The sequence below is a fragment of the Pseudomonas sp. RC10 genome (genome assembly GCF_038397775.1).
Classification (GTDB): domain Bacteria; phylum Pseudomonadota; class Gammaproteobacteria; order Pseudomonadales; family Pseudomonadaceae; genus Aquipseudomonas; species Aquipseudomonas bambusae.
In genome coordinates, this window is record NZ_CP151650.1 from 5,810,428 (window position 1) to 5,836,962 (window position 26,535).

Sequence of the window (26,535 nt, forward strand, 5' to 3'; positions counted from 1 at the left end):
GCAGAGTGGACGTGTTTTGAGCAGCAACGAGAGTTTAGCGCTGCTGGAGCGAAAGGCCACCCCCCACGATGGTCTAGCGCGGGATTTGGCCTATAGTCAGAGCAGCTGTCGCCCTCGGGGCGGAATGATCGGCGCTCGGGTCCATGAAACCTGGCCGCCAGAGCCTAGGAGAAGTCGCGTCATGACAGATGCCCACGAAGACCGTCGTCGTTTTAAACGTATCTCGTTCGATGCCAAGACCGAACTGACCCAAGGCCCAAAAAGCTGGCCGGTGCACCTGATCGACCTGTCGCTCAAAGGACTGCTCATCGAACGGCCATTGCCGTGGCAGGGCAACCCGGACGAACCATTTCTTGTCGACATTCACCTCAACGTCGACATCGATGTGCGAATGGAAGTGCGGCTGACCCACGACGACCATAATCATCTGGGGTTCGTGTGTGAGCACATCGGGCTGGATTCGGTGACGCATTTACGGCGGCTGATTGAGCTGAATTTGGCGGATCATGCCGAACTGGAGCGGGAATTGGCGGCGTTGATTGAGGTGTGACGCTGCCAGACCTGAATAACCTTGAACCCTGTGGCAGCGAATTTATTCGCGATTGGCCGGTACATTTGACACATTTCTATCGATTGCGCCGATGTCTCGCGAATGAATTCGCTCCCACAGGTATTACGTACGTCTGACGAGCTGGATTGATCGTCTTTTATTCCTCAAACAACGCATCCAACGCCTGATCCAACCGGGTCACGCCTATCACGGTCAGCCCCGGTGGCGATTCTTTCGGGGCATTGCCCTTGGGCACGATGGCGCGTTTGAAGCCGTGCTTGGCCGCTTCCTTTAAACGCTCCTGGCCGCTCGGCACAGGGCGCACTTCGCCCGACAGCCCCACTTCGCCAAACACCAGCAAGTCTCCCGGCAACGCCCGGTTGCGAAGACTCGACATCACCGCCGCCATTAACGCGAGGTCCGATGCCGTTTCCAGCACTTTCACCCCGCCCACCACGTTCAGAAAAACGTCCTGATCGTGCGTTGGAATCCCGCCATGCCGGTGCAGGACCGCCAATAGCATCGCCAGCCGGTTCTGATCCAGCCCCAACGTCACGCGACGTGGATTAGAGAGGTGACTGTCATCCACCAGCGCCTGCACCTCGACCAGCATCGGGCGAGTGCCTTCCCACGTCGCCATGACCACACTGCCTGCGACCGCTTCCTGTGCACGGGTCAGAAAAATCGCCGACGGGTTCGAGACTTCTTTCAGACCCTTGTCGGTCATGCCGAACACGCCCAGCTCGTTGACGGCGCCGAAACGGTTTTTCACCGCCCGTAGCAAACGCAAACGTCCGTCCGATTCGCCTTCGAAATACAGCACGGTGTCGACCATGTGTTCGAGGACGCGAGGGCCGGCCAGTGCGCCCTCTTTGGTCACGTGGCCGACGAGAAAGATCGCCGTCCCGCTCTGTTTCGCGTAACGCACCAGCAGCGCCGCGCTTTCCCGCACCTGTGCCACGCCGCCGGGCGCCGATTGCAGCTGCTCGGTGAAGATGGTCTGGATCGAATCGATCACCATGACCTTCGGCTGTTCGACGCGGGCCGTGGCGATGATGGTTTCGATGGAGGTTTCGGTCATGACCCGCAGTTTGTCCTGGGGCAGGCTCAAACGGCGGGCGCGCATGGCGACCTGCTGTTGCGATTCCTCGCCGGTGACGTACAGCGCGGGCATGCGTTCGGCGATGGCGCAGAGGGTTTGCAGCAGGATCGTCGACTTACCGATGCCGGGGTCGCCACCGATCAACACCACTGAGCCGTCCACCAGACCGCCGCCGAGCACGCGGTCGAGTTCGGCAGAATTGGTGGAAAAACGCGGAATCTCTTCAACGCTGACTTCGGCGAGGGTCTTGATCTGTGCCTGCTGCCCGGCCCAACCGCCACGCCCTGCCGGGGCTGCTGCGCCACCGCTTTCGATCATGGTTTCGGTCAGCGTATTCCAGGCGCCGCATTCGCCGCATTGCCCGGCCCATTTGGGAAAGGTCGCGCCGCACTCGGTGCAGCCATACATGCGTTTGGCCTTGGCCATGGAACCCCCGCCGCAAAAAAGGGGCAATCATACCCCATGCCTCGAACGCCCGCCCGGGATGGCCAGGGCAGACACCTTTCTGAACGATTCAGTAAAACTAACAGGGCCAAAGCCGGTCGATTGAATGGATTACGCGAGATGCAGGTAGCTGACATACACTGCATTCACCACCCTCATCTGTAACAAAGGAATACACCATGAGCGTACTAAGCGAGTTCAAAGCCTTTGCCGTCAAAGGAAACGTGGTCGATATGGCCGTCGGTATCATTATTGGCGCGGCATTCGGCAAGATCGTTTCGTCGTTCGTCGGCGATGTAATCATGCCGCCCCTGGGGCTGCTGATTGGCGGCGTGGACTTCAGTGACCTGGCGATCACCCTCAGAGGTGCCGAGGGCACGGCACCGGCGGTGGTGCTGGCCTACGGCAAATTCATTCAGACCGTGATCGACTTCATCATCGTGGCGTTCGCGATTTTCATGGGCGTGAAGGCCATCAACCGCCTGAAACGTGAAGAAGCCAAGGCCCCTTCGGTTCCGCCTGCGCCTACTCCACAGGAAACCCTGTTGACCGAGATTCGTGACCTGCTGAAAGAGCAGAACAACAAGCCTGCCGCGCCACTGCCGGTGAATCCTGATCGGTTGGTTTAACCCCTCAACATTGCCTGACATCGGTCACACGACCTGCTGAATCATCTGTGGGAGCGAATTCATTCGCGAGACGTGGGTACAAACGATGGAATTTCATCGGCTGATACACCGCATCGCGAATAAATTCGCTTCCACAAAATATCGTTCGCCTCAAAGACCGTGCGTACATCCCTACCAATAATTCTCCACCGCCACCTGCCCCGGCTTGCGGGTCAGGGCCAGGCGCATGTCGCGGGTTTTGAGCAAGGCGCGGGTGTCGTCGATCATCTGTGGGTTGCCGCAGATCATCACCCGTGAATGTTCAGGCGACAGCTCGACCCCCGCCGCCTTTTCCAGCTCACCGTTTTCGATCAGCGTCGTGATCCGGCCATTGAGCGCGCCGGGATGCGCTTCACGCGTCACCGTGGCGATGAACTGAAACTTGTGGGCGTACTCGGCCAGGTATTCCCGTTGAGTGAGTTCGGCGATCAGTTCCTGATACGCCAGCTCTGCGGCCTCGCGCACGCTGTACACCAGAATGATGCGCTCGAACTTTTCCCACACTTCGAAGTTTTGCAGGATCGACAGAAACGGCGCCACGCCCGTGCCCGTCGAGAGCATCCAGAGGTCCCGGCCATCGTTGAAGCGATCCAGCGTCAGGAAGCCCGTCGCCTGCTTTTCAACCATGAGCGTGTCGCCCTCGCGCAACCGGCTCAGCTCGCTGGTGAACTCGCCACCGGGTACGACGATGGAAAAGAATTCGAGAAACTCGTCGAAGGGCGACGACACCACCGAATACGCCCGCCACACCGTGCTGCCGTCCGCCTTGGTCACGCCCAGCCGCGCAAATTGCCCTGCGACGAAGCGAAAACCCGGATCGCGCGTGGTGCGCAGGGTGAACAGGCTGGGGGTCAAGGGGGTCACGTCGAGCAGCGTCTGCCGGGTGAATTTTTCTGCACTGGCGGTCATGGGCGCTCCTGGCTCCTGTCACTCAATCAAGTGCGCCCAGTTTCCCGCAAACCGGCCTCGATAAACACCGTGGGTTTGTAGTGGTATCCCGCTCGGCGCCACCCGAAGCGTTTTAGAGCATTTTGCGATGGGGGTTATCGCGGTTAGCGCTCAGAACAGAGGGGGCAACGCGTAACCGGTTGATTGCACATGCGTTGCCAAATCCGCCAAAAGAAGAAGCACTCCCCACTCGTCAGCCTCACGCTCGAGGGTAGAAATCACCTAAGGATTCCTTACCTAGACTCCCATTAAAACGGCATTCAATTTTGATCGGGCATGGAGGCTAGTGATGGAACACTTGAGACTGGACCTGATACAGATGAGCAAAGCCGTCGCCTTGCTGCACAGCGGATTGACGCTTAGGGAAATCGAAGTCCTCAAATGGTCGGCAGAAGGCAAGACCGCAGCCGAGGTCGCGATGATTCTGGACGTCAAAATCCGCACCGTGAATTTTCACATCGGCAGCGCCATTCGAAAAATGGGAGTCAGCAACAAGACCTCGGCGGTGGTTCAAGCCGCTCTGCATGGGGTATTTCAGTCGTGAGGCGCCCGATACCCACTCGTTTTTACTGAAAAGGCCGGGTGCCAGGCCGCGAGAAAAACACGTAAAATCGCGGCTTTCGCGAGTCAGGTGGCAAAGGTGCATCGGTCACCTGCGCTTCGCCGCTCATCGCGTGCCAACGAACGGAAATTCCCAGCACATGCCCCTGCTTACCACGCCTTTCGCCCAGCTCGACCTGATTCGCCAGCCGGAGCAGTCGGATGAACCGCTGCAGGCGTTCGACGCTGCTGACGAATACTTGCTCAACCACCTCGCCGAGCATGGCCTGACGCTGCAAACCCGCGTGCTGATCCTCAACGACAACTTTGGCGCACTGGCCGCCAGCCTGGCGCCCCACGCGGCAGTGTTCAGCAGCGCGGATTCATTCCTCGGCGTACAGGCGCTGGAAAAGAACCTGGTGCGCAATGGTCAGGCCTACGACGCCGTGCCGGTGATTCCAGCCAGTGAACCGCTGCAAGGCCCGTTCGACTGGGTGCTGATCCGCGTCCCGAAAACCCTGGCTTTGCTGGAGGAACAACTGATTCGCCTGCAAGGCCAACTGGCGCCGGACGCCAAGGTAGTGGCTGCAGGCATGATCAAACACCTGCCGCGCTCGGCGGGTGAGCTCATGGAGGATTACATCGGGCCGGTGCAGGCGTCGTTGGCAGTGAAGAAGGCGCGCCTGCTGTTCTGCACACCCGAGCCGAAAGACTATCAGCCCTCCCCGTTCCCGACCCGCTACACGCTGGACGAACCGAAAATCGAACTGATCAACCACGCCAACGTGTTCTGCCGCGACGGTCTGGACATCGGCACCCGCGCCTTCTTGCCTTACCTGCCGACCGGCCTCGGTTCGGCCCGTGTCGCGGACCTCGGCTGCGGCAACGGCGTGTTGGCGATTGCCAGTGCGCTGGCCAACCCTGACGCGCAGTACACGCTGGTGGATGAGTCGTTCATGGCCGTGCAGTCCGCTCAGGAAAACTGGCAACTGGCGTTGGGTGAGCGTGAGGTGGAGATTCGTGCCGCTGACGGCCTCGCAGGGCAGGAACCGGATTCGCTGGACGTGGTGCTGTGCAATCCGCCGTTTCACCAACAGCAAGTGGTGGGGGATTTTCTGGCCTGGCGCATGTTTCAGCAAGCGCGTTCGGCGCTGGTCACCGGCGGCGCGCTGTACATCGTCGGCAATCGGCATTTGGGGTATCACGCCAAGCTGGCGCGACTGTTTCGGGGCGTGGAACAGGTGGCGGCTACGCCAAAGTTCGTGATTCTCAAGGCCCGGAAGTAGCAGTCCCTGTAGGAGTGAGCTTGCTCGCGATTGCGGCAGACCTTTCACTGTAATGGGTCTGGCACACCGCATCGCGAGCAAGCTCACTCCTACAGAGGTGAAATGGCTGAAAACTCAGTGGGTTTTCATCCCCGCCGCGGTCATGAACATCCGCAACAACGTGGCGACGACGAACAGCGCCAGCACACTGCCTGACCAAATCACCACCAGCCAGCCCAGTCGCTGCCAGAGCGGCTTTTTCTCCGCCCCGTCGTCTTCACCCAGAGACCCCTTGGTGCTCATCGTCATGCCCTCTTAGTGGTAACCATCTTCGTGGGTGACTTTGCCGCGAAACACGTAGTAGCTCCAGAAGGTGTACCCGAGGATGAACGGCAGGATGAACAGCGTGCCGACCAGAATGAAGCCTTGGCTTTGCGGTGGCGAAGCGGCGTCCCAGATCGAGATCGACGGCGGGATGATGTTAGGCCACAGGCTAATGCCCAGGCCGCTGTAGCCGAGGAAAATCAGCACCAGCGTCAGCAGGAACGGCGTGTAATGCGCGTTGCGTTCCACCGCCTTGAACAGCCCGTACATCGTCACCAGCACCAGCGCCGGAACCGGCATGAACCAGATCAGGTTCGAAGGGCTGAACCAGCGGTCAGCGATTTCGTGGTGCGCCAACGGCGTCCACAGACTGACGATGCCCATCACCACCAGGGTTGCCAGTGCCAGCGGTCGCGCCAGATCGTGCATCGCCTTCTGCAAGGCGCCTTCGGTTTTCATGATCAGCCAAGTGCAGCCAAGCAGGGCGTAGGCCACGATCAGCGCCAGGCCGCAGAACAGCGAAAACGGCGTCAACCAGTCCAGCCCGCCGCCCGCATAGGCACGGTTGACCACCGGAATCCCGTCGATGAACGCGCCCAGCGCCACGCCCTGGAAGAACGTCGCCACCAGCGAGCCGCCAATGAACGCTTTGTCCCAGAGATGGCGTTTGGCGTCGGTCGCCTTGAAGCGGAACTCGAAGGCCACACCGCGAAAAATCAGCCCGATGAGCATCAGGATCAGCGGCAGGTATAAGGCTTCCAGTACTACCGAATAGGCCAGTGGAAACGCACCAAACAATCCGGCGCCGCCCAATACCAGCCACGTTTCGTTGCCGTCCCAGACCGGCGCAACGGTGTTCATCATCACGTCGCGGTCGGTCTTGTCCTTCATGAAGGGAAAGAGAATCCCGATACCCAGATCGAAGCCGTCCATGACGACGTACATCATGATGCCGAAGATGATGATCACGGCCCAGATCAGTGGAAGATCGATACCCATGGCTCAGTTCCCTTCCCGCAGGCTGTCTTTGTGGCTTTCTTCGCTGCCTTCGTCGGCGGCGGAGAGAGGACGTGCTGGAGTGCGTTTCTGGCCGGGGCCGCCGTGTGGCGTGTCGGCTCCTTCATGGGTCTTCGGCCCTTTGCGCACGAGGCGCATCATGTAGCCGAAGCCCGTGCCGAACAGCATGAAATACACCACGACGAACAGCACCAGGGTCAGGGTCAACTGGCCCACGCTGTGATTAGACGAGGCGTTGGCGGTGCGCATCAGCCCGTAGACCACCCACGGCTGACGACCGATTTCCGTGGTAAACCAGCCCGCCAGCATCGCGATCAGACCGGCAGGCCCCATGCACATCACGAGCCGCAGAAACAGGCGGTTGGTGTACAGCCCGCCCCGCCAGCGCAGCCACGCGCTCCACAGGCCGACGAAGATCATCAGCATGCCCAGCGCCACCATCACCCGGAACGACCAGAAGACGATCAGCGAATTGGGGCGGTCCTCAGGCGGGAACGACTTCAGCGCCGGGATCTGTTTGTCCAGGCTGTGGGTCAGGATCAGGCTGCCGAGGTACGGAATCTCGATGGCGTATTTGGTGCGCTCTTCTTTCATGTCCGGAATGCCGAACAGGATGAGCGGCGTCGGCTCGTTGCCCACGTTTTCCCAATGTCCTTCGATGGCCGCGATCTTGGCAGGCTGGTGCTCCAGCGTGTTCAAGCCATGGGCATCGCCCACCACTGCTTGAATCGGCGCCACGATCAGCGCCATCCACATCGCCATCGACAGCATCCGGCGGATGGCCGGGTTGTCACGGCCGCGCAGCAAGTGCCAGGCGGCCGAGGCGCCAACGAAGAAGGCAGTCGCGACGAACGCTGCAATGGCCATGTGCATGAGGCGATAGGGGAATGACGGGTTGAAGATCACCGCCAGCCAGTCCACCGGAATCACCCGGCCATCGACGATTTCGAAGCCCTGCGGGGTTTGCATCCAGCTGTTGGAGGCGAGAATCCAGAAGGTGGAAATCAGCGTGCCAATGGCCACCATCACGGTCGCGAAGAAGTGCAAGCCACGGCCCACGCGGTTCCAGCCGAACAACATGACACCCAGGAATCCGGCTTCGAGGAAGAAGGCGGTCAGCACTTCATAGGTCAGCAACGGCCCGGTGATCGCGCCAGCGAAATCGGAGAATCGGCTCCAGTTGGTGCCGAATTCGTACGCCATGACCAGCCCGGAGACCACGCCCATGCCAAAGTTGACGGCAAATATCTTCGACCAGAAATGGTAGAGATCTCGGTACGTGTCATCGTGCGTCTTGAGCCACAGGCCTTCGAGCACCGCGAGGAAACTCGCCAGACCGATGGTGATGGCAGGGAACAGGATGTGGAACGAAACAGTGAACGCAAACTGAATTCGGGCGAGATCGAGTGCCTCTAAACCGAACATAGGTCTTCCTCTAATCAGGTGAAACCGGCTGCAGACACACGGGGCCTTCAGCGACTGCCCCCACGGTGTATTGAGTACGACGGCGTGCCATTGTTCTTTTTGATTTCGCGCTCAGGCAAACGACCACGCGGGAGTGATGTCAAGCCGCCCGGTCAATCGCTGGAGTGTGAGAAATTGATTCAGGTCAGCCGACGCTGAAAGAGTAGTCCCATTTCCGCACATGCTCCGCGTGGTCATTTGTCGCGTGACGAGTTGCCTCACCCGGGAGGGCAGTGCAGAAGGGGAGAAAGCGGATCAGACGCGGGATAAATGTGCTTTCGCATCTGCGCGGCGCAGGCCGTGAGAGTGCAGGAGTTCACAACAAACGACGCAAAAACCCCAACAGCGCGCTGACCAACCGTCGATACAGCGCGTCCACTTCCGCCACCTGCCCCTTGCCCCGCAGGCTGCCATGCACGAGCCCCAGTCCCGGGTCGAACTCGGTAGCAACGCCCGCTTCGCGCAAGGCCCGTTCGTAACACACACCGTCGTCGCGCAAGGGGTCGAACTGGGCGACGGCAATGAACGCTGGCGCCAGGCCACGGAAGTCCGTCGCATTGAGGGGCATTGCATACGGTGAACGTTCGCCCTCGCTCAGGTACAACTGCCGGTAAAACCCCAGATCCACCGTACTGAGCAACGGCGCATCGAAACATTCCGTGCGCGATGGGAGGTCGTCGGCCCCGCCCAGTCCGGGGTAAATCAGGGTTTGCCCTACGGGCTGCCGCTGTCCCGAATCGCGTAGGGCCAGGCACACGGCAGCGGCGAGATTTCCCCCGGCGCTGTCTCCAGCAATGACGATGCGCTGAGGATCGATGTCCAGCCGTTGCGCCTGAATCTGCAAAGCGTGCCAGACCTCCAGGCAATCCTCGAACCCGGCGGGAAACGGGTGCTCAGGCGCCAACCGATAATCTACGGCGATGACCACCGCGTTGAGGTCAACCGCCAAGGCGGCGGTCAGAAAGTCATGGGAATCCAGATCCCCGACCACCCAGCCCCCGCCGTGCAGGTACATGACACATGGGGCGGGATGTTCGACAGAAACGCGATGGGGCCGGTAGCAGCGCACGTCCACCCCGGCCAGCTGGAAATCCTTGACCTCAAGGTCGGCCGGACGGGTGGGGGTGAAGGCCTCGCACATGCGCGAGTAGGAACGGCGTTGAGCGGGAATTTCCAGCGAGTCGACGCTGAAACTCAGAGTCTTTTGAATGAAGAAGGCCATTTCTGGCGAGAGGGGATATTCAGTAGGCATCTGCGGCTCCAGCCCGTCTGACGCCGGGGGGACAGGGTCGGTATGAACACAAAACCTGTAGGAGCGAGTTCATTCGCGATTGGCCAGTACATCCAACGCATTTTCATGGGATGGACGGCCTCATCGCGAATGAATTCGCTCCTACAGGGTGACATCAACAGCGCCGACTCACTGCGCTTACTTGTTGACAGCCACTTGCACAGCCGCCGCTGCGTCTTTGCCGTCAAACGTGGTCACGCCATCCAGCCAGCGCTTGGTGTCTTCCGGGTGATCCTTGAGCCAGGCCTTGGCGACGTCGTTCGGGGCCTTGCGGTCCATGATCGGCACCATCATCTGACTTTCTTGCGCTGCGGTGAATTTCAGATTGTTCATTAGCTTGTTGACGTTCGGGCAACGCGCCGCGTAATCCGGGGCGGTCACCACCGAAACGGTCGCTGCACCTTCGTTCGGGCCGAACACATCTTCACTGCCGGTCAGGTACGCGATCTTCATGTTGATGTTCATCGGGTGCGGAGTCCAACCCACGAACACCACCCACTCCTTGCGATCCACGGCGCGTTTCACAGCGGCCAGCATCCCGGCTTCGCCTGATTCAACCAGTTGGAAACCTTTAAGGCCGAACTGATCCTTGTCGATCATGCCCTTGATGTTGGCGTTGGCACCGGTGCCTGGCTCGATCCCGTAGATCTTGCCGCCAAGCTTGTCCTTGAATTTGGCGATGTCTGCGAACGTTTTAAGGCCCGCGTCCGCTTCGAATTGCGGTACGGCCAGCGTGGCCTGGGCATCGTTCATGCTGGGGGTGTCGAACACCTTGACCTGATTGGCCGACACGAAGGGTGCGATGTTTTTATCCATCGCCGGTTTCCAGTAACCCAGGAACACGTCAAGACGGTCATCACGCAAACCGCCGAAAACGATCTGTTGCGCGGCACTGGTTTGCTTCACGTCGTAACCCAGGTTCTGCAGCAACACTTCAGCCACCGCGCTGGTCGCGATCACGTCAGTCCAGTTGACCACGCCCATCCGCACGTTCTGACACTTGGCTGGCTCGGCCGCCATCAGGGCCGTGCTGCTCAGCATCAACACACCACAACTGATCTGACGAATAAACTTCTTCATGCGTGCTCCTCGGGTCGGCTCGTTATTTTTAATCAGCTCTTTTTGGCAGTTTGTTTCTAAACCTTGAAGACCCACGACAATGCGTTGCTGCCGCGTTGATGCAAATTACGCAGCCGCCCTGCCCACGAAACGCACCAGCGCGACCTGTGCTTGCACTGTGGCGACATTGAGAAAGATGGCAGGTTGACAGCAGCAAGACGAGTGCCTGTAGGAGCGAGCCCCTACAGGGTTTGCGGATGATCAGAGCACTTTATCCAAGGTGATCGGAAACTCGCGCACGCGCTTGCCCGTTGCATGATAGATGGCATTGGCAATCGCGGACGCGACACCGACGATGCCAATTTCCCCAACGCCCTTGGACCCTAACTCGTTGACGATCTCGTCGTTCTCTTCAACGAACAGCACGTCGATTTCGCCAATGTCGGCGTTCACGGGGATGTGGTATTCCGCCAGGCTGTGATTCATGAACCGGCCCAGGGTGTGATCGGTCTGAGTCTCTTCTTGCATGGCCTGACTGATGCCCCACACCACGCCCCCCAGAATCTGGCTGCGTGCGGTTTTGGGATTGACCACCCTCCCCGCCGCCACCGCGCTGACGACGCGATTCACTCGGATGTTGCCCAAGTCTTCATCGACCAGCACCTCGACAAACACTGCCGAGTGCGTCGCTGTGGCGTAGCCATTGCGCTTCTCGTCGGGTTCGGCGTCGATCTGCACGTCCAGCGTCTCGTGGGACGACTCTCGGACGATGTCGGCGTAGGCAAATCGCTGATCCTGGATGATCAGGTAGCCGTCGCCAAACGCGATGTCTTCCATGTCCACCACCGCGAATTGCGGATGGGCCATGCGCACAGCGTCCAGTAGTTTGGTGCGCACGCCACGGCATGCCTGCTGTACCGCAGTGCCCACCGATGACACGGTGAACGAGCCGCCCTGCAACGGCGCGGTCGGCAACGAAGAGTCGCCCAGCACGAAAGTCACGTCGTCATGCTTGACCCCGGCGGCTTCGGCGGCGATTTGCACCATGACGGTGTACGTCCCGGTGCCGATGTCGGTGGTGGCGCTGCTCACGGTCAACTTGCCGTTGGCGTCGATGCTGGCCTTGGCGCTGGCCTTCATCTGCATCGCCTCCCACACCCCGCCCGCCATGCCCCAGCCCACCAACTGCCGGCCGTTGCGCATGCTGCGTGGTTCGGGATTGCGTCGATGCCAGCCGAAGCGCTCTGCGCCTTGCTCATAGCAGGCGATCAGTTCCTTGCTGGAATAGGGTTTGTCCTCGTTGCCATTGCGCTCGGCGAAATTAATCACGCGCAGTTGCACAGGGTCGATTCCGGCGGCGCAGGCCAGCTCGTCCATCGCGCATTCCAGCCCGACCATGCCCGAAGTCGCGCCCGGCGCCCGCATGTCCAGCGGGGTGTAGACGTCCAGCGGCGCGAGTTTGTAGGTCAGCTGCACGTTGTCGCACTGGTACAGCATGCCGCTCCACTCGACGACGTGTTCGGTGAAGTCCTCAAAGCGCGAGGTCTGGCCGATGACGTCGTGCCCCACTGCCACCAGCCGGCCTTCTTTGGTCGCACCGAGTCGCAGGTGCTGCAAGGTGTTGGGGCGGTAGCCAAAGGTGAACATCTGTTGGCGGGTCAGGGTTACGCGAACTGAACGCTTGAGCTGCAGGGCCGCCATCACCGCCAAGGGCAGTTGGTATTGCGGACGCAAACCGGAGCCGAACGCACCGCCCACGAACGCGGCGAAAATGCGGATCTTCGACTTGTCCAGGTCGAACACCTTGTGCAGGTAGTCCTGACAATTCTGCGGGCCTTGGGTCTTGTCGTGGATGTGCAGGCTGCCGTCGGCTTGATAAAGCACGGTCGAGGCGTGAGGCTCCATCGGGTTGTGATGCTCGTTGGGCGTGCTGTAACGGGCGTCCATGGTGAACGCCGCACTGGCCAGCCCCGCGTCGAAATCCCCCCTTGGTTTCGGGGTTTCCGCCGGGGCCGTATGAGCGCTGCCTTGGGCGGCGAGCAGACTCGTCTGGTGAGCCTCGGTCTCGTACTCGATGCGGATCAGCGAACCGGCATGGCGCGCAATCTCCAGCGAGTCGGCCACGACCAGCGCCAACGGCTGACCGCTGTAGAGCACGCGATCGTTATAAAGAGGCCGAAATGGCGACCCCTCTGCCGAGTCGGCGTCTTCGTAATCCTTGTCGTAACTGGCGACGTGCGGGCGATTGAGGTGGTCGATGACGGCCACGACCCCCGGCACTTGCAGCGCCTGCGACGTGTCGATGTTGATCACGCGCCCTCGGGCGATGGTGCTGGAGACCACGCTCCCATGAAGCAGGCCCTTTTCCGGGTATTCACCCGCGTAACGCGCCTGGCCTGTCACTTTCAGCACGCCATCGACTCTGTCCAGTGGCTGGCCCACGGGCGAGACGCGACCGGGTGGAAACATTTTGGCGTTCATCAGGCATTCCCTCCCACGGCGGCGTCGCTGAGCGCACGGACGATAGCGCGACGTGCCAGTTTGATTTTGAAGGCGTTGTGCTCAAGCGGCTGAGCGTCGCGCAGCATGGCGTCGGCGGCGGCCACGAAGTTTTCCCGTGAGACCGGTTGGCCGATCAGCGAGCGCTCGACCACCTTGTCACGCCACGGCTTGTGCGCCACGCCGCCCAAGGCCAATCGCACGTCGCGAATGACGTCGCCGTCGAGTTCCAGCGCGGCGGCCACGGAGACCAGCGCGAACGCGTAGGACGCGCGATCACGGATTTTCAGGTAATGGCTGTGCTGCTCGAAACGCGCAGGAGGCAACTCGACCGCTGTGATCAGTTCATCGTCGGCCAATTGGTTGTCCCGTTCGGGGGAGTCGGCCGGCAGGCGATGAAAATCCGCGAATTCAAGGGTGCGTTTCCCGGCTCGCCCTTCGACATGAACCACCGCTTCAAGCGCCGCAAGTGCCACGCACATGTCCGAGGGATGAGTCGCCACGCAGTCGTCGCTGGCGCCCAGAATCGCGTGAATCCGGTTCAAGCCTTGTTTCGCCGGACAGCCAGAACCTGGCTCGCGCTTGTTGCAGGGCACCGTCGAATCATAGAAGTAGTAGCAACGGGTGCGCTGTAACAGGTTGCCGCCGGTGCTGGCCATGTTGCGCAACTGAGGCGACGCACCCGCAAGTACGGCTTGCGACAAGAGCGGATAGCGGATTTCGATCAACGGGTGCCAGGCCAGGTCGGCATTGCTGACCAGAGCGCCAATCATGACGCCGCCTTCGGGCGTCTCGCGGACATCCTTCAGCGGCAGTCCCGTGATGTCGATCAAGTGTTCGGGGTGGGCGATATTTTCTTTCATCAAGTCCAGCAGATTGGTGCCGCCCGCGATGAAGCGGCTGGCGGGTCCCGCAAGGTTGATGGCTTGAGCCACATCGGCTGGTTTGCTGTAACTGAACGGGGTCATGACTGGCGCCCTCCCTGACCGGGTGCGGCGTCGAGTTGAGGCAGCACCTCAACGACGGCCGCACGAATGTTGCTGTAGGCGCCGCAACGGCACAGATTGCCGCTCATCAGCTCTTTGATGTCGTCTTCGCTGTTTGCGCGCCCTTCGTTGGCCAGCCCTACGGCCGAGCAGATCTGGCCTGGCGTGCAGTAGCCGCACTGAAAGGCGTCATGTTTGATGAACGCCTGCTGCATCGGGTGCAGGGTGTCGCCTTCGGCCAACCCTTCGATGGTGGTCAGTTCCGCGCCGTCGCACATGATCGCCAGCGTCAGGCAAGCATTGATGCGCTTGCCGTCGCGCAACACGGTGCACGCCCCGCATTGGCCGTGGTCGCAGCCTTTTTTGGTGCCGACCAGATCGAGCTGTTCGCGCAGCAGGTCGAGCAACGTGGTCCAGGGGCGCACGTTCAATTGTCGGGGTTGGCCGTTGAGCGTCAGGGCAATGGAATGCTCTGCGAAGGCCTGTGGGTTCGTCGCACTCATGGGAAAGCCTCACGGTTGATACGCATCAGCGCAGTGAATCTGCGTCTCTGGTTTACGACGTGTGGTGTTTCGCAATCGTTCAGGGAATGTGATGAGTGAGCGTCGGGGCGCTTGTAACTCCTGGGCTTGGGAACCCCGCGACACCTGTGGGAGCGAATTCATTCGCGAAATCGTCCAGACGGTAAAGACGTGTCGGCTGAACGGGCTTTCGTCGGAATGCCGCCCAGAATAAATTCGCTCCCACAGGGAATTGAGCATGTGCCGCGAGACGTTTTGAGCCTCAACGCCGCGGGCGAATAGAGGGGCAATCCTGACAAATACCGTCCCCCGACGGGCTCCCGCCCCCATCCCGCAAAGCTGCTGGTATGATGCGCGGCTTTTTTGCGACTGGCAGATTTTGTGCAGTGAATTAATACGAGCCGTTTCAACGGCTGTGCTTTGCTGTTACTAGTCGATTCATTAAAGGTGCATTGCGCCACCGGGGAGCCATACATGCTGGAGCGGCTGTTTCAACTCAAGGCACATGACACCAATGTGCGTACCGAAATTCTGGCCGGGGTCACGACGTTCCTCGCCATGGCCTACATCCTGTTCGTCAACCCGAGCATCCTCGGCGCGACCGGCATGGACAAGGGCGCCATCTTCGTGGCGACCTGCCTGGCGGCCGCCATCGGTTCCACGGCCATGGGCCTGATCGCCAACTACCCGATCGCGCTGGCACCGGGCATGGGCCTGAACGCCTTCTTCACCTACACCGTCGTCCTGCACATGGGCCACACCTGGCAAGTGGCGCTGGGGGCGGTGTTCATTTCGGCCGTGATGTTTTTCCTGCTGTCGATCTTTCGCATCCGCGAGTGGATCATCAACAGCATCCCGCTGCCGCTGCGCTCGGCCATTGCCGCCGGTATCGGCCTGTTCCTGGCGCTGATCGCCCTGCACAACGCCGACATCGTGGTCAGCAACCCGGCGACCATGGTCGGCCTGGGCGATCTGGCCAAACCTGCGCCCATCCTCGCCGCGCTCGGTTTTGCCCTGATCGTCGCCCTCGACGCCCTGAAAGTGCGCGGCGCGGTGCTGATCGGCATCCTGGCGGTCACCGTTATCTCCATCGTCCTTGGCTTTTCGCCGTTCGGTGGCGTGATGTCGATGCCGCCATCGCTGGCCCCGACGTTCCTGCAACTGGACATTCCGGGCGCGCTGAACATCGGTCTGGTGAGCGTGATCTTCTCGTTTCTCTTTGTTGATCTCTTTGATAATTCGGGCACCCTGATCGGCGTCGCCAAGCGCGCCGGCCTGATGGGCAAGGACGGTCACATGCCGAAGATGGGCCGCGCCCTGATCGCCGACAGCACCGCCGCCATGGCCGGTTCGCTGCTGGGCACCTCGACCACCACCAGTTACATCGAGTCGGCAGCAGGCGTCAGTACCGGGGGCCGCACCGGTCTGACCGCCATCGTCGTCGCGGTGCTGTTCTTGCTGGCGCTGTTCTTCGCCCCGTTGGCGGGCAGCGTTCCGGCGTTTGCCACCGCTCCGGCGTTGCTGTTCGTTGCCGTGCTGATGACCTCGGGTCTGGCGGAAATCAACTGGGACGACATCACCGAAGCCGCCCCGGTGGTGCTGACCGCACTGGCGATGCCGTTCACCTATTCCATCGCCAACGGCATCGCCTTCGGTTTCATTTCCTGGACCGTGATCAAGCTGTTGTCGGGCCGGGGCCGTGAGCTGAATTCGGCCTTGGTCGTGCTGTCGATTCTGTTTGTGATCAAGTTGGGCTTTTATCCATGAGTGCTGCGTTCGACCCCGCCAACTACACCCGACAGCTCGACGAAAAGGCCCAGCGCCTGCGCGAGTTGTTGCAGCCCTTCGATGCACCCGAGCCGCAGGTGTTCGACTCTCCGCGCGAGCATTACCGCTTGCGCGCCGAGTTCCGGCTGTGGCGCGACGAGGGCGTGCGTCACTACGCGATGTTTGCGCCGGGCGACAAATACACCCCGATCCTGATCAACGATTTCCCCATCGCCAGCCAGCAGATCAACGCGCTGATGCCGGTGCTACGGGACCGTTGGGAAGCCAGCAAGACGCTCAATCACAAGCTGTTCCAGGTGGATTTCCTGACCACGCTGGCGGGCGACGGCATGGTTACCCTGTGCTACCACCGCCCGCTGGATGAGGCCTGGCAGGTTGAAGCCGAGCAGTTGGCGGCGGACCTCAACGTCAGCGTGATCGGGCGTTCCAAAGGCCAGCGCCTGGTGATCGGTCGTGATTACGTGACCGAGCAACTGGAAGTGGCCGGGCGTAAGTTCAGCTATCGCCAGCCCGAAGGCGCGTTCACTCAGCCCAACGGCACGGTGAATCAGAAAATGCTGGGCTGGGCGTACGACGCGCTGGGCGACCGGGACGATGACCTGCTGGAGCTGTACTGCGGCAACGGCAACTTCACCCTGCCGCTGGCAACCCGCGTGCGCAAAGTGTTGGCGACCGAAATCAGCAAGACGTCGGTCAACGCGGCACTGAGCAATCTGGCGGACAACGGTGTGGATAACGTGTCGCTGGTGCGTCTCTCGGCGGAAGAGCTGACCGAGGCGCTGAATGACGTGCGTCCGTTCCGCCGTCTGGCCGGTGTCGATCTGAAAAGCTACGACTTCGGCAGCGTGTTCGTCGACCCGCCCCGCGCCGGGATGGACCCGGACACCTGCGAGCTGACCCGGCGTTTCGAGCGCATTCTGTACATCTCCTGCAACCCCGAAACCCTGGCCGCCAACATCGCCCAACTGCACGACACCCACCGGGTCGAGCGTTGCGCGTTGTTCGATCAGTTTCCGTATACCCACCATATGGAATCGGGTGTGTTGCTGGTTCGTCGGTAATCCTGATCGTTGCTTTGATCGTTCCCATGCTCCGCGTGGGAACGATTATCTGCGATGAGCCTTTCGCGACAGACCTCAAAACGCGCCTATTTCCTACCATCCATCATTAAATTTCTGACAGCAAGCGGCATATACCTCCTTGGCGGTGTATAACAGTCGGCCGTCTTTCGCTTCGATGGATGTCCTGCCTTGAGTTCCGATTCGTCCGCCTCACCTTCCGACGCCGTTTCTGGAAGTGCCCTTAAGCAGCCCGGCTTTTTTGCCTTCCTGACCGCCCGCCTTGCCGCCGTCTTCGCCATGCAAATTCAAGCCGTTGTCGTGGCCTGGCAAGTCTATGACATGACACGCGATCCGATTTCGCTGGCGTATGTGGGACTGGCGCAGTTCATTCCGATGCTGTTGCTGCTGATGCCAGCCGGTGACCTGATCGACCGCTACGACCGCAAACTGATCCTGACCATCAGTTGGACCGTGCAGGCCACGTGCAGCCTGATGCTGATGCTGTTTTCCGTTACCCACCACCAGGACACCCGCCTGATCTACGCGACGCTGGCCCTGTTCGGTTGTGCCCGCGCGTTCACCGGTCCGGCGCTGCAAAGCCTGCTGCCGCAAGTCGTCCCTCGGGAAAAACTGGCGTCGGCGATTGCGACGAACAGCATGATCATGCGCATCGCGACCATCGCCGGGCCTTTGGTCGGCGGCGGTCTTTACGCGGCAGGCGGTGGCGGGCTGACCTACACCGTGTGCATGGCAAGCTTCATCGCAGGCGTGCTGTTGCTGATTCGCGTGCCGGTGCTGTACGCCGGTAAAAAGCAGATCCTTGAATCCACCGCCTGGAAACGCTTCACCGCTGGCATCGCTTTCATTCGCTCCCGCCCGATCATTCTCGGCACCATTTCCCTCGACCTGTTCGCCGTGCTGCTCGGCGGCGTAGTGGCGTTGCTGCCGATCTACGCCCACGAAGTGTTGCACCTCGGTCCTCAAGGGCTGGGCGCTTTGCGCAGTGCGATGAGCCTGGGCGAAGTGACCACCGGCCTGTATCTGGCGGCGCGTCCGTTCGACCGCCACGTTGGTATGGTGATGTTCATCGCCGTGGCGGTGTTCGGCGTCGCTAATCTGGTGTTCGCCCTGTCGACGCTGTTCTGGCTCTCACTGATTGCGCTGATGTTCGCCGGTGCGGCGGACATGGTGAGCGTCTACATCCGTTCGACGCTGGTGCAGTTCTCCACGCCGGACGACATGCGCGGGCGGGTCAACGCCGTGAACATGCTGTTCATTGGTTCCTCCAACGAACTGGGCGAATTCCGTGCAGGCAGCAGCGCGTCACTGTTCGGCGCTGTGCCTGCCGCGATCCTCGGCGGGCTGTGCACCTTGGGCGTCGTGGGCACCTGGATGGTGGGTTTCAAAGCGCTGCGGCAGGTGAACCATTTCGCCGATGCATCGCCTGTGGAAGTGTCCGAGAAGCAGACCGCGCGGGTGTGATGACGCGCGTTTGCCTGTAGGAGCGCTTGACCGCGTGACGTCGGATCAAGCGCGAAAGGCTAATCGACGGTTGCTGACCGCGTGCTGCCCGTCGGCGTCAGTCGGGCAGTCAGATAATCCAGCAGCGCCCGTACTTTCGGCAGATTTTCCCGGTTCCTGCGCCAGACCAGGTTCATCGGCATGCCCTCGGTCGCCAGGTCTGGCAAGACCTCCACCAATGCCCCCGAATCCAAATGACGTTGCACCAGCCAGGTAGGCAGCTGCGTAATTCCCAACCCCGCCAGCGCCGCCATCACCACCCCTTCCCCATCGCCCACCGCCACATGGGGGTGCATGATCCTGCGCTCCATGTCGCCGGACTGCCGCCCCTTGAAATACCACGGGCTGATCGTGCCCGCATGCATCGAATACCCCAGGCACCGATGCGCTTCAAGGTCGTGCTCGAACGCCGGAATGCCGAACTGGGCCAGGTATTCGGGGGACGCGCAGAACACCAGTCGCTGACTGCCAAAATAGCGATGTCCCACGCTGGACGCCCACGCGTCCGGCCCGCCGATGCGCACCACGATGTCGATTTCTTCGTGCACGGGGTCGACGAAGCGGTCCGCGAACGAAATGTGCGGCATCAATCGCGGGTGCTGTTTGACGAAGTCCAGAATCAGCGGCAGGACGTGCAACCGCCCGTAGGCCGCGGGCAAATCGATGCGCACCTTGCCCTGAGGCTCATCCTGCTCGGAATGCAGCACCTGCTCGACTTCTTCGAGGTCCGAGAGCACGGCGGTGCAGGTCTGATAAAACGTCAGCCCCGCGTCCGTCAGCGAGAGGCGTCGCGTGGTGCGATTGAACAGCCGCGTCCCCAGTCGGTTTTCCAGCCTGCCGATGCTCTTGCTCACAGCAGAATTGCTGAGGTTGAGGCGTTCAGCGGCGGCGGTGAAGCTGCCCAGATCGGCGACGATGACAAACACGTCGATACCTTTTAGGCGTTCGGAAGAAAACATCGGCGACCCTGCGATTAGTGAACCTGTTTCACATCATTTCAGAAAAAATGACCGGAATAGACCTTAAATTCTCCAATAGGCTAGCGCCATACCTTTTTTCTGGAGTTTTCCCATGTCGTCCCCCTCAACGGCCAACGCCAACGCGCTGCCGTACGAGTCCTCGCGATCCGGCGTGCAGATCCTGATCATGGCCATTGCGGCCTTCATCATCGTGACCACCGAGTTTGTCATCGTCGGGCTTCTGCCTGCGCTCGCGCAGGATTTGAACGTCTCGATCACCGTCGCCGGTCAGGTCGTCACGCTGTTCGCCTTCACGGTGATGCTGTTCGGCCCACTGTTGACGGCCAAGCTGGCCCGCGTGGAACGCAAGAAACTGTTCACGCTGATTCTGATCGTCTTCGCCTTGTCGAACGCCTTGGCCGCCGTTTCGACCAACATTTGGGTGCTGGCCATCGCCCGCTTCATTCCAGCGCTGGCGCTTCCCGTGTTCTGGGGCACGGCCAGCGAAACCGCCGGGCAACTGGCCGGTCCCGGTAACGCGGGCAAAGCCGTGTCGAAGGTCTACCTCGGCATCTCGGCGGCGCTGGTGTTCGGCATCCCGCTGGGCACCGTGGCAGCAGACCTGATTGGCTGGCGTGGCAGCTTCTGGGTGCTGTCGGGACTCTCGCTGATCATTGGCATTCTGATGCACCTGATGATGCCGACACTGCCCAGCGCGCCTGTTACTGACAAAGGCGAGAAACAGACCGCCATCTTGCGTCAGCCTCGGTTCCTCGCGCACATCCTGCTGTCAGTCCTGACCTTTACGGCGATGTTCACGGCCTACACCTACCTGGCCGACATCCTCGAACGTCTTGCGAATATTCCGTCGAGTCATGTCGGCTGGTGGCTGATGGGCTTCGGCGCCGTCGGCATGATCGGCAACCATTTAGGCGGCGCCATGGTGGACCGTCGGCCGTTGGGGGCGATGGTGCTGTTCCTGCTGGTGCTGGGGTTCGGAATGCTCGCAGCAGTGGCGCTGGCGGCGGACACGCCCTGGCTGGTCGCGTCGCTGATCATCTGGGGCGTGGCCTACACCGCGCTGTTCCCGGTCTGCCAAGTGCGCGTGATGACGGCTGGCGCCAAGGCGCAAGCGCTGGCAGCGTCGATGAACATCTCGGCGGCGAATGCTGGCATCGGCCTTGGTGCCATTTTTGGCGGCTTGGGCATCCATCACTACGGGCTGGGTTCGCTCGGGATCATCGCCACGACCCTTGCCGCCCTTGGCGTTATCGTGGCGCTGTTGATGATGCGCGGTCAGCGTTAAGAGCGTGGCTCGCGCGAGGAAAACACCTCGCGCGGCCCACTTTATGAGCCAGTGTTGTAGGAAAGAATCACGCCCTGAGTAGGGCCGTTCTGAATTCTCTGTAACCCCGCCCCAGCCCCTCGAAAAGCCCTCTGCCCGTTCCTATCCTCGCGCCTTCATGCACATTCAGGGACAGGAAAATGGCAGTTGCAGGCAAGCCGTATGTGTTCATCAACGATCAGGTTCAGCACTACCCCGTCATCAAGGCGCAGGTCGGCGGCGGGGCAAAATTCGACCAGCTTAACGCTCACGTCCGCAACACGATGGTCATGCCGGGGCAGCTCATGGTCGTCGCCGATGAAGCGACGTCGCGCGTGACGCCTGAGGAGGCGGAGATGATGAGACTCGCCTACGGCACTCACCATTCGCTCTTTCAGCATCAAGCGGACAAAGACATCGTCAAAAATTACGACCTGTTACAGCACATGCTGGGCTACGGATCATTGGGCATCGGGGCCGCCACCGGGAGCTGGGAAAAGCACCTCAAAGGTGTTGAAGCCACGCTGAAAGACATCGAGCAGCTGTATCAACTCGCCCTCAAACGCGGCACCCCCATCGCTCGGCAGGAATTCATCAACCAACGCCGCGTGCACTTCGTCAAACTCGCCACCCAACTCAAAGGCATCGCCCACTGGGGCACGGGTATGCGCAATAACGGGTCGATCAAGAAAATGCTGGGGGTTTCGACGAAGAGCTATCTGCACAACCCGGAGATGCGTGGGTATTCGCAACGGCTGGCGCATATTGCCAAGGCGTCGAAGTTGCTGAGGATGGGGACGCCGATCGGGATTGCTTTGAATGCCTGGTCTACGCATCTGGAGATCAAAGAAGCATGTTCGATGGGGCGGGAGGAGATGTGCAGGAAGGCGAAGTATGTCGAGGGGTCGAAGCTGGTCGGTGGCATTAGCGGCGGCCTGGTAGGGGGCACTATAGGAATGGCCACCCTTGCGCCACTTTGCATGGTCGTGTTCGGAGTACCAACCGGCGGTTTGGGCGCGATTGGATGCGGTATCGTCGCGTCTGCTATAGGCGGCTACGCTGCAGGCTCTGCAGGTGAGTGGGGTGGTGAACACATTGGCGAAATGATCTACGAATGGAGGCCGTAATGCCGATTTTTGTCGTCCTTGGCTTGGCTTGGCTCATTTCCTCGTGGGTCAATCTCATGGCAATGGGATGGTTCACGTACAAGAATATTGATGTACTCGAAGAGCATTTGTCCGACTGCCAAGGTGTTACAAACACCCGAAACCTGTGGCAAGGCGGCGTGATAGGTCGACAGATGCGACTCAGCATCATCTTCGCAATTATGTACATGCCGAGAATCATGTACCGCCGAGGTGACATTACCCAAGACGCTCACCTCAGGATTCCTTTCCGTTTGAGGCGACATATCTGGGCACTTCATATCTGGCTTTTCATCAACGGCGGCGCCCTAGCTGCATTGTGTTACGCCATTAAAAGCTCTCGATAGTCAGCAAGGTCAGGGAATGCTCCAATCACCTAGCATCCCCTGAACCATTCCCCCCACTTCCCTCTCTTAGTCCCAGCAGTCAGACGCCGTCCCTCCCCCGGCGTCTACACTTCCTACACGACTAAAAGAGGATTCCTCCATGCTCTGGAAAAAAGGACGTCGCAGTGACAACGTCGTCGATGCACGCGACGACTCCGGTGGCGGGGGTGGGATGCGCATCGGGGGCAAGGGGCTGGGGCTTGGCGGGATTGTGATCATCGTCGCCATTGGGCTGTTGACCGGGCAGGACCCGATGCAGATTCTCGGGCAGATCGCCGGTCAGGTGGGCAGCCAGCAGACCACCTCTGTCAGCCCCCAGACGCGGCAGGCGCCTCCGGCCAACGACGAGCAGGCGGATTTCGTGCGAGCCATTCTGGGTGACACTGAAGACACATGGGGTCAGATTTTTCAGCAGGGTGGTCGGCAGTATAAAAACCCGACTCTGATTCTGTTCCGGGGTCAGGTGCAGTCTGCGTGTGGTTTTGCGTCATCCGCCAGCGGCCCGTTCTATTGCCCGGCCGATCAGAAGGTTTATCTGGACATGGATTTCTTCCGCGAGATGAGCCAGCGCTTCAAAGCTGCAGGGGATTTTGCCCAGGCCTACGTGATTGCGCATGAAGTTGGCCATCATGTGCAGACCTTGCTGGGGGTTTCAGCTAAAGTTGACGCCGCCCGCCAGCGTGGCATGCGCATGGAGGGTGACAACGGTCTGCTGGTGCGTCAGGAGTTGCAGGCGGATTGCCTCGCCGGTGTTTGGGCCAACAACGCGCAAAAGCGTTTGAACTGGCTCGAACCGGGTGATATTGAAGAGGCGCTGAATGCGGCGAATGCCATCGGCGACGACCGTTTGCAGCAACAAAGCCAAGGGCGTGTAGTACCCGACTCGTTCACTCACGGGACGTCTGCCCAGCGGGTTCGCTGGTTCAAGACAGGTTTTGCCCAGGGACAAATCAACCAATGCGATACCTTCGCCGCCAAGAGCCTCTGATCACATGATGAAACCGCTTTCGATCCTGTTGTTGGGCACCCTGATGAGCGCGACGGCTCATGCTGCGGATCAGGCGGTCAAATCCATCAGCCCCGACCGGCTGCTGATCAATGGAACGTCTCAAGCCACGCTGGGCCTGAGCCAGAGCTGGGTCAGCCCGAACCCGCATATTCAGCGGGTGGTCATCATTTTTCATGGCCGCCTGCGCAACGCTCAGACGTATTTGCGCAGTGTCGAGCGGGCTGCCAACCAGTCCAAGCAGCGGCCTAAAACCCTGCTGATCGCGCCGCAGTTCCTCGATGAGAAGGACATCACCGCGCACCACTTGCCGGAAACGGTGTTGCGCTGGCACGGCAATGACTGGATGGCGGGCGACAAATCGCTGGGTGCCAAGCCGGTCAGTTCATTCGTGGTCATCGACCATATCCTCAAACGCCTGAGCGACAGCAAGCTGTTTCCGAACCTGAAAGAAATCGTCATCGCCGGTCACTCGGGTGGTGCGCAGGTGGTGCAGCGCTACGCGATGATCGGCGGCAAGGAAGACGCGCTGCTGAAGAAGGAAGGCATCAAGCTGCGTTACGTGATCGCCAACCCGTCGTCTTACGCCTATTTCGACGCGACCCGGCCATTGCCGGTGACGACGGCGAGCTGCCCGGGGTTCGACACCTGGAAATACGGCATGAACAAACTGCCGGCCTATGCAGGCAAGGAAACCGTGGCGGAGCTGGAAGCGGCGTACGTGAAGCGTGACATCACGTACCTGCTGGGCGATCAGGACACCGACCCGAATCACCCGGCGCTGGACAAGGATTGCGGTGCCGAGGCGCAAGGGCCGTTTCGCCTGGTGCGGGGGCACAATTTCTTCGATTACCTGACCAAGCGTCATCCTGAAGGGATGAACCAACGGCTGGTGGAAGTGAAAGGTGTGGGCCACAACGGCGACGCAATGTTCACCTCTCCCGAGGGACAGGCGGCGTTGTTCAAAGGGAATTGATCGCCGCCCCCGCCAAAAAACCGCATCACTGTAGGCGTGAGCTTGCTCGCGATCAGGGAACGTCAGTCATACACACGGTGGCTGATACCCCGCTATCGCGAGCACGCTCACTCCTACAGATTGTGTGTATTTCAAGCAGCTTTCGCGCTAGCTGAGCATCGCCCGTAACGCCACGCAATCATCCGCATGCCAATCGGTCAGTTCCGGCCAGGGGTTTTCCGGCAGGTTAACCAGCACGGTGTGTGCGCCCGCTGCTTTGCCGCACGCCAGGTCGAACTGGTAGTCGCCCACCATCACCATCTGCGAAGGCTCGACGTCCCAGGCCTGGGCCAACTTCAGAAGCCCGCCCGGATCAGGCTTCGGCGGCGCTTCGTCCCGTCCCAGCACGTCCTCAACCTCGAAACAGTCCGCGATGCCAATGGCTTCCAGCGTGACATGGGCCAGCTCCCGCGCATTGCGCGTCAGGATGCCAAGTCGGTAGCCGCGCCCTGCCAACTCACGCACCAACTCGACCGCACCGGTCGCAGGCTTCGACGCCACGGCCAACTCTCGCTCGTGCTCAAGCAGCCACGCATGTTTGGCCGCACCCTCGTCGGCCGGCAACGCGGCCAGATGGGTGAGGATGTCGTCCTCCAGCGGAATACCCAAGGCGCGCTTGATCGCCGGAAAGTCGTGCACGGCGATGGTCAGCGTGCCGTCCATGTCGAACACCCAATGGCGCAACTGCGACAGGCTCATGCCCAGTCCTTGCGGTGTCGGATCAAACCTTCCTGACTCACCGAGGCCACGAGCTGGCCTGCGCGGTTGTAGACGCTGCCACGGGAAAACCCGCGCGCGTTGCCGGCCCACGGGCTGTCCATCGCGTAAAGCAGCCACTCATCGGCCCGCAGTTCGCCATGAAACCACAGCGAATGGTCGAGACTGGCGATCTGCATGTCTTTCTGCCAGACCGTCTTGCCGTGAGGCAGCAGCGACGTGGTCAGCAGATTGAAGTCCGACGCATAGGCAAGCATGTAGCGGTGCAGGGCCGGGATGTCAGGCAGCGTGCCGTCGGCGCGGAACCACACGTATTTCACCGCTTCGGTGGGCTGCGGGTTGTAAGGATCGAGGGCGGTGACAGGGCGAAACTCGATGGGCTTGGGGCACAGCAGCTTGTCTTTCATGTGAGCGGGAATCAGGTGCTCGCGTTGACGCGCCAACTCAAGTTCCGACGGCAGATTTTCCGGGCCGACCACCTGCGGCATCTGGCTTTGATGCTCGAAACCTTTTTCGTCGTACTGGAACGACGCGCTGCACGTGAAGATGGGGTGGCCCTTCTGGATGGCCGTCACGCGGCGGGTGCTGAAACTGCCACCATCGCGCACGCGATCAACCTGATAAACCACAGGCAATTGCGCATCGCCCGGACGCAAGAAATAACCGTGCAGCGAGTGAACGTGGCGTTCATCCTCGACCGTCTTGCTCGCTGCCGACAACGACTGCCCCAAGACCTGACCGCCAAACAGCTGGCGAAAGCCAAGGTCCTGGCTGCGCCCACGGAAGAGGTTTTCTTCGATCGGCTCCAGGCTCAACAGCGACACCAGATCATCCAGCACATGGCTCATTCAGAGGCTCCTCACACACAGTCATTACACCGGTCCAGCCACCGACGCCGAACGACGGCGAACGTGGAGGTTGGGCAGAATGATACA

The 26,535-nt window shown here is 60.6% G+C and carries 25 protein-coding genes; 12 read left to right on the forward strand and 13 right to left on the reverse strand.

The genetic code is table 11. The features are described 5' to 3' along the window. The first annotated feature begins 181 nt into the window (after nt 1–181). On the forward strand, nt 182–550 hold the full coding sequence (locus AAEO81_RS26195) for a PilZ domain-containing protein (RefSeq protein WP_341959882.1): 369 nt from the start codon (nt 182–184) through the stop codon (nt 548–550). A gap of 157 nt (nt 551–707) precedes the next feature. Here AAEO81_RS26195 and radA read toward each other — a convergent pair whose 3' ends face one another. Further along, nucleotides 708–2,078: a DNA repair protein RadA gene (gene radA / locus AAEO81_RS26200; RefSeq protein ID WP_166598409.1), complete on the reverse strand. Its 1,371-nt coding sequence runs from the start codon at nt 2,076–2,078 to the stop codon at nt 708–710. 197 nt (nt 2,079–2,275) lie between these two features. Here radA and mscL point away from each other — a divergent pair, with 197 nt between their 5' ends. Beyond that, nucleotides 2,276–2,725 (forward strand): large-conductance mechanosensitive channel protein MscL, encoded by a 450-nt coding sequence (mscL, locus tag AAEO81_RS26205; RefSeq protein WP_166598411.1) that lies wholly within the window; start codon nt 2,276–2,278, stop codon nt 2,723–2,725. A 171-nt stretch (nt 2,726–2,896) separates the two neighbouring features. Here mscL and AAEO81_RS26210 read toward each other — a convergent pair whose 3' ends face one another. Further along, entirely contained in the window at nt 2,897–3,673 is a 777-nt protein-coding gene (locus AAEO81_RS26210) for a ferredoxin--NADP reductase (RefSeq protein WP_166598412.1), read from the reverse strand. 358 nt (nt 3,674–4,031) lie between these two features. Between AAEO81_RS26210 and AAEO81_RS26215 the strand changes: the two genes are divergently transcribed. Both AAEO81_RS26215 and AAEO81_RS26220 read left to right on the forward strand, forming a co-directional pair. Continuing rightward, nucleotides 4,032–4,256, forward strand: coding sequence for a helix-turn-helix transcriptional regulator (locus AAEO81_RS26215; protein WP_256665454.1), 225 nt, complete (start codon nt 4,032–4,034; stop codon nt 4,254–4,256). Between the two features lie 157 nt (nt 4,257–4,413). Beyond that, complete coding sequence (locus tag AAEO81_RS26220; RefSeq protein WP_341959884.1) at nt 4,414–5,538, forward strand: methyltransferase; 1,125 nt, start codon at nt 4,414–4,416, stop codon at nt 5,536–5,538. 114 nt (nt 5,539–5,652) lie between these two features. Here AAEO81_RS26220 and AAEO81_RS26225 read toward each other — a convergent pair whose 3' ends face one another. From AAEO81_RS26225 to AAEO81_RS26260, 8 genes are all read right to left on the reverse strand, one after another. Beyond that, nucleotides 5,653–5,820 carry a DUF2474 domain-containing protein gene (locus AAEO81_RS26225; protein ID WP_341959885.1) on the reverse strand — a complete coding sequence of 56 codons (168 nt, stop codon included), beginning with the start codon at nt 5,818–5,820 and terminating at the stop codon, nt 5,653–5,655. Nucleotides 5,821–5,832: 12 nt separating this feature from the next. After that, nucleotides 5,833–6,840 carry a cytochrome d ubiquinol oxidase subunit II gene (gene cydB, locus AAEO81_RS26230; protein WP_341959886.1) on the reverse strand — a complete coding sequence of 336 codons (1,008 nt, stop codon included), beginning with the start codon at nt 6,838–6,840 and terminating at the stop codon, nt 5,833–5,835. A gap of 3 nt (nt 6,841–6,843) precedes the next feature. Beyond that, entirely contained in the window at nt 6,844–8,283 is a 1,440-nt protein-coding gene (locus AAEO81_RS26235) for a cytochrome ubiquinol oxidase subunit I (RefSeq protein WP_341959888.1), read from the reverse strand. A gap of 355 nt (nt 8,284–8,638) precedes the next feature. Next, the gene (locus AAEO81_RS26240; RefSeq protein WP_341959889.1) at nt 8,639–9,574 is read right to left on the reverse strand and encodes an alpha/beta hydrolase; all 936 of its coding nucleotides are present in this window, start codon (nt 9,572–9,574) and stop codon (nt 8,639–8,641) included. Between the two features lie 177 nt (nt 9,575–9,751). Continuing rightward, nucleotides 9,752–10,693 (reverse strand): choline ABC transporter substrate-binding protein, encoded by a 942-nt coding sequence (gene choX, locus AAEO81_RS26245; RefSeq protein WP_341959890.1) that lies wholly within the window; start codon nt 10,691–10,693, stop codon nt 9,752–9,754. 240 nt (nt 10,694–10,933) lie between these two features. After that, the gene (locus AAEO81_RS26250; RefSeq protein WP_341959891.1) at nt 10,934–13,153 is read right to left on the reverse strand and encodes a xanthine dehydrogenase family protein molybdopterin-binding subunit; all 2,220 of its coding nucleotides are present in this window, start codon (nt 13,151–13,153) and stop codon (nt 10,934–10,936) included. Continuing rightward, a complete protein-coding gene (locus AAEO81_RS26255; protein ID WP_341959893.1) occupies nt 13,153–14,139 on the reverse strand; it encodes a xanthine dehydrogenase family protein subunit M in 987 nt (328 codons plus the stop codon). The genes AAEO81_RS26250 and AAEO81_RS26255 overlap by 1 nt, the downstream gene beginning before the upstream one ends. After that, nucleotides 14,136–14,660, reverse strand: a complete 525-nt coding sequence (locus AAEO81_RS26260; protein ID WP_341959895.1) for a (2Fe-2S)-binding protein — start codon at nt 14,658–14,660, stop codon at nt 14,136–14,138. Before AAEO81_RS26260 ends, AAEO81_RS26255 begins: the two co-directional genes overlap by 4 nt. A gap of 492 nt (nt 14,661–15,152) precedes the next feature. Between AAEO81_RS26260 and AAEO81_RS26265 the strand changes: the two genes are divergently transcribed. From AAEO81_RS26265 to AAEO81_RS26275, 3 genes are all read left to right on the forward strand, one after another. After that, a complete protein-coding gene (locus AAEO81_RS26265; protein ID WP_341959897.1) occupies nt 15,153–16,445 on the forward strand; it encodes an NCS2 family permease in 1,293 nt (430 codons plus the stop codon). Further along, the gene (trmA, locus tag AAEO81_RS26270; protein WP_341959899.1) at nt 16,442–17,527 is read left to right on the forward strand and encodes a tRNA (uridine(54)-C5)-methyltransferase TrmA; all 1,086 of its coding nucleotides are present in this window, start codon (nt 16,442–16,444) and stop codon (nt 17,525–17,527) included. The genes AAEO81_RS26265 and trmA overlap by 4 nt, the downstream gene beginning before the upstream one ends. A 189-nt stretch (nt 17,528–17,716) precedes the next feature. After that, entirely contained in the window at nt 17,717–19,009 is a 1,293-nt protein-coding gene (locus tag AAEO81_RS26275; protein ID WP_341959901.1) for an MFS transporter, read from the forward strand. A gap of 59 nt (nt 19,010–19,068) precedes the next feature. Here AAEO81_RS26275 and AAEO81_RS26280 read toward each other — a convergent pair whose 3' ends face one another. Then, nucleotides 19,069–20,007 (reverse strand): LysR family transcriptional regulator, encoded by a 939-nt coding sequence (locus tag AAEO81_RS26280; protein ID WP_341959903.1) that lies wholly within the window; start codon nt 20,005–20,007, stop codon nt 19,069–19,071. Nucleotides 20,008–20,119: 112 nt separating this feature from the next. On the opposite strand from AAEO81_RS26280, the gene AAEO81_RS26285 reads away from it, so the two are divergent. From AAEO81_RS26285 to AAEO81_RS26305, 5 genes are all read left to right on the forward strand, one after another. Then, the gene (locus tag AAEO81_RS26285) at nt 20,120–21,313 is read left to right on the forward strand and encodes an MFS transporter (protein ID WP_341959904.1); all 1,194 of its coding nucleotides are present in this window, start codon (nt 20,120–20,122) and stop codon (nt 21,311–21,313) included. Between the two features lie 179 nt (nt 21,314–21,492). Then, entirely contained in the window at nt 21,493–22,458 is a 966-nt protein-coding gene (locus AAEO81_RS26290; protein ID WP_341959905.1) for a hypothetical protein, read from the forward strand. Continuing rightward, the gene (locus tag AAEO81_RS26295; RefSeq protein ID WP_341959906.1) at nt 22,458–22,823 is read left to right on the forward strand and encodes a hypothetical protein; all 366 of its coding nucleotides are present in this window, start codon (nt 22,458–22,460) and stop codon (nt 22,821–22,823) included. The genes AAEO81_RS26290 and AAEO81_RS26295 overlap by 1 nt, the downstream gene beginning before the upstream one ends. 139 nt (nt 22,824–22,962) lie before the next feature. Next, complete coding sequence (locus AAEO81_RS26300) at nt 22,963–23,850, forward strand: neutral zinc metallopeptidase (protein WP_341959908.1); 888 nt, start codon at nt 22,963–22,965, stop codon at nt 23,848–23,850. A 4-nt stretch (nt 23,851–23,854) separates the two neighbouring features. Further along, nucleotides 23,855–24,844 (forward strand): alpha/beta hydrolase, encoded by a 990-nt coding sequence (locus AAEO81_RS26305; protein WP_341959910.1) that lies wholly within the window; start codon nt 23,855–23,857, stop codon nt 24,842–24,844. Nucleotides 24,845–24,991: 147 nt separating this feature from the next. On the opposite strand, the gene AAEO81_RS26310 is transcribed toward AAEO81_RS26305, so the two are convergent. Beyond that, the gene (locus tag AAEO81_RS26310; protein ID WP_341959911.1) at nt 24,992–25,582 is read right to left on the reverse strand and encodes an HAD family hydrolase; all 591 of its coding nucleotides are present in this window, start codon (nt 25,580–25,582) and stop codon (nt 24,992–24,994) included. Beyond that, nucleotides 25,579–26,448 carry an acyl-CoA thioesterase II gene (tesB, locus tag AAEO81_RS26315; protein ID WP_166597022.1) on the reverse strand — a complete coding sequence of 290 codons (870 nt, stop codon included), beginning with the start codon at nt 26,446–26,448 and terminating at the stop codon, nt 25,579–25,581. Before tesB ends, AAEO81_RS26310 begins: the two co-directional genes overlap by 4 nt. Between the last annotated feature and the right edge of the window lie 87 nt (nt 26,449–26,535).

What these genes read in the sequence shown, in the direction of transcription:
- AAEO81_RS26225 (WP_341959885.1), bottom strand. Translation starts at nt 5,820, where the DNA reads ATGAGCACCAAGGGGTCTCTGGGTGAAGACGACGGGGCGGAGAAAAAG.
- AAEO81_RS26285 (WP_341959904.1), top strand. Translation starts at nt 20,120, where the DNA reads ATGTCGTCCCCCTCAACGGCCAACGCCAACGCGCTGCCGTACGAGTCC.
- AAEO81_RS26265 (WP_341959897.1), top strand. Translation starts at nt 15,153, where the DNA reads ATGCTGGAGCGGCTGTTTCAACTCAAGGCACATGACACCAATGTGCGT.
- AAEO81_RS26290 (WP_341959905.1), top strand. Translation starts at nt 21,493, where the DNA reads ATGGCAGTTGCAGGCAAGCCGTATGTGTTCATCAACGATCAGGTTCAG.
- AAEO81_RS26235 (WP_341959888.1), bottom strand. Translation starts at nt 8,283, where the DNA reads ATGTTCGGTTTAGAGGCACTCGATCTCGCCCGAATTCAGTTTGCGTTC.
- trmA (WP_341959899.1), top strand. Translation starts at nt 16,442, where the DNA reads ATGAGTGCTGCGTTCGACCCCGCCAACTACACCCGACAGCTCGACGAA.
- radA (WP_166598409.1), bottom strand. Translation starts at nt 2,078, where the DNA reads ATGGCCAAGGCCAAACGCATGTATGGCTGCACCGAGTGCGGCGCGACC.
- AAEO81_RS26215 (WP_256665454.1), top strand. Translation starts at nt 4,032, where the DNA reads ATGAGCAAAGCCGTCGCCTTGCTGCACAGCGGATTGACGCTTAGGGAA.
- tesB (WP_166597022.1), bottom strand. Translation starts at nt 26,448, where the DNA reads ATGAGCCATGTGCTGGATGATCTGGTGTCGCTGTTGAGCCTGGAGCCG.
- choX (WP_341959890.1), bottom strand. Translation starts at nt 10,693, where the DNA reads ATGAAGAAGTTTATTCGTCAGATCAGTTGTGGTGTGTTGATGCTGAGC.
- cydB (WP_341959886.1), bottom strand. Translation starts at nt 6,840, where the DNA reads ATGGGTATCGATCTTCCACTGATCTGGGCCGTGATCATCATCTTCGGC.
- AAEO81_RS26240 (WP_341959889.1), bottom strand. Translation starts at nt 9,574, where the DNA reads ATGCCTACTGAATATCCCCTCTCGCCAGAAATGGCCTTCTTCATTCAA.
- AAEO81_RS26280 (WP_341959903.1), bottom strand. Translation starts at nt 20,007, where the DNA reads ATGTTTTCTTCCGAACGCCTAAAAGGTATCGACGTGTTTGTCATCGTC.
- AAEO81_RS26305 (WP_341959910.1), top strand. Translation starts at nt 23,855, where the DNA reads ATGATGAAACCGCTTTCGATCCTGTTGTTGGGCACCCTGATGAGCGCG.
- AAEO81_RS26220 (WP_341959884.1), top strand. Translation starts at nt 4,414, where the DNA reads ATGCCCCTGCTTACCACGCCTTTCGCCCAGCTCGACCTGATTCGCCAG.
- AAEO81_RS26255 (WP_341959893.1), bottom strand. Translation starts at nt 14,139, where the DNA reads ATGACCCCGTTCAGTTACAGCAAACCAGCCGATGTGGCTCAAGCCATC.
- AAEO81_RS26310 (WP_341959911.1), bottom strand. Translation starts at nt 25,582, where the DNA reads ATGAGCCTGTCGCAGTTGCGCCATTGGGTGTTCGACATGGACGGCACG.
- AAEO81_RS26210 (WP_166598412.1), bottom strand. Translation starts at nt 3,673, where the DNA reads ATGACCGCCAGTGCAGAAAAATTCACCCGGCAGACGCTGCTCGACGTG.
- AAEO81_RS26250 (WP_341959891.1), bottom strand. Translation starts at nt 13,153, where the DNA reads ATGAACGCCAAAATGTTTCCACCCGGTCGCGTCTCGCCCGTGGGCCAG.
- mscL (WP_166598411.1), top strand. Translation starts at nt 2,276, where the DNA reads ATGAGCGTACTAAGCGAGTTCAAAGCCTTTGCCGTCAAAGGAAACGTG.
- AAEO81_RS26195 (WP_341959882.1), top strand. Translation starts at nt 182, where the DNA reads ATGACAGATGCCCACGAAGACCGTCGTCGTTTTAAACGTATCTCGTTC.
- AAEO81_RS26300 (WP_341959908.1), top strand. Translation starts at nt 22,963, where the DNA reads ATGCTCTGGAAAAAAGGACGTCGCAGTGACAACGTCGTCGATGCACGC.
- AAEO81_RS26260 (WP_341959895.1), bottom strand. Translation starts at nt 14,660, where the DNA reads ATGAGTGCGACGAACCCACAGGCCTTCGCAGAGCATTCCATTGCCCTG.
- AAEO81_RS26295 (WP_341959906.1), top strand. Translation starts at nt 22,458, where the DNA reads ATGCCGATTTTTGTCGTCCTTGGCTTGGCTTGGCTCATTTCCTCGTGG.